Source organism: Bifidobacterium leontopitheci (assembly GCF_009193355.1).
Lineage (GTDB): Bacteria > Actinomycetota > Actinomycetes > Actinomycetales > Bifidobacteriaceae > Bifidobacterium > Bifidobacterium leontopitheci.
This window is the reverse complement of the sequence record NZ_WBVT01000082.1, coordinates 1-1135: the sequence shown is the minus strand read 5'-3', so window position 1 is coordinate 1135 and position 1135 is coordinate 1. Positions and strand designations below refer to the sequence as shown.

Sequence of the window (1135 nt, the reverse complement as noted above, 5' to 3'; positions counted from 1 at the left end):
GCATGAGCGCGCTCCTGCCGTCCGGGAACGAGCCGACCACGCGGGTCCTGCGCCTGATCTCGCGGTTCAGCCGTTCGATCATGTTGTTCGTGCGGATGCGCCGCCGGTGCTCCCTGGGATAGTCGTCGAGCAGGTAGGTCGTCGTCTCGCCGATACCCTCCCTGAGGCACTTGGCGGCCTCCCTGAGCTTGCGCGACTCCATCTCCGCTGCGACGGATTCGGCCTTCTCCAAAGCCTTGTCCCTTGATTCCATGGCGAACACGGCCTTGAGGGCGTCGGCCGCCCACTCCCGGTTTCTGGGATTGACCTTGGCGAGCACGTTGCGTTCGAAATGCACCATGCACCGCTGGTAGCGCGCCTGCGGCAGCAGTTCGCCCACCGCGGCCACCAGGCCCGCGCACCGGTCGCCGGTCACCAGCCTGACGCCCTTGAGGCCGCGTGCGATCATGCCGGTGATGAACTCGCGCCAGCTTTCCGCGTCCTCCTTCATGCCCTCCGCCACCGCGAGCACCTCGCGCCGGCCGTCCGCGCCGACGCCGATCGCGACGAGCACGCTCACGTTCTCCACCGAGCCGCCCCAGCAGCGCTTGTGCCACACGCCGTCCATGAACACGTACGGGTAGTCCTGCGTCAGCGGGCGCTCCCTCCACGCGTCGATGCCGGCATACACCTTCTTGAGCTTATCGGAGAGCGTCTGCGAGGGCATGCGGTCGCCCCACAGCAGCTGGCTGACGTCGTCGACCTGACGCGTGGAGACACCGGCCAGGTACATGTCGATCAAAGCCTCCTCGACGCTCTCCTCGCGCCGGCGGTAGCGTTCTATCACCGCCGACGAGAAGATCGCGCCCTTGAGCTTGGGCACCTTCAGGCTCATCCTGCCGGCCTTGACGGTCAGCTCCCGCTCGTAGTGGCCGGCCCGGTACGCCCTGCGTCCGTCGCTGCGCTCGTAGCGCGTGGCGCCGGCGATCTCGTCGGCTTCGGCGTCGAGCATCGCGTTGAGCGTCTCCTCGACCGTCTTCCTGACCATCCGGTCCAAGGTGGTCTCGAGCATGGCCTGGTCGACCTGTAGAATCTGCTGTGACATGGCTTGTGTCCTCGCTTCCAATCGCGGTTTTCTATGTTTGGCGACTGAAAA

At 66.2% G+C, this 1135-nt stretch carries 1 protein-coding gene; it reads right to left on the bottom strand.

The window, feature by feature from the left end; translation table 11 throughout:
• On the bottom strand, positions 1 to 1084 hold a 1084-nt coding region (locus F7D09_RS11005; protein ID WP_152235527.1), incomplete at its 3' end, for an IS256 family transposase.
• Positions 1085 to 1135: the final 51 nt, after the last annotated feature.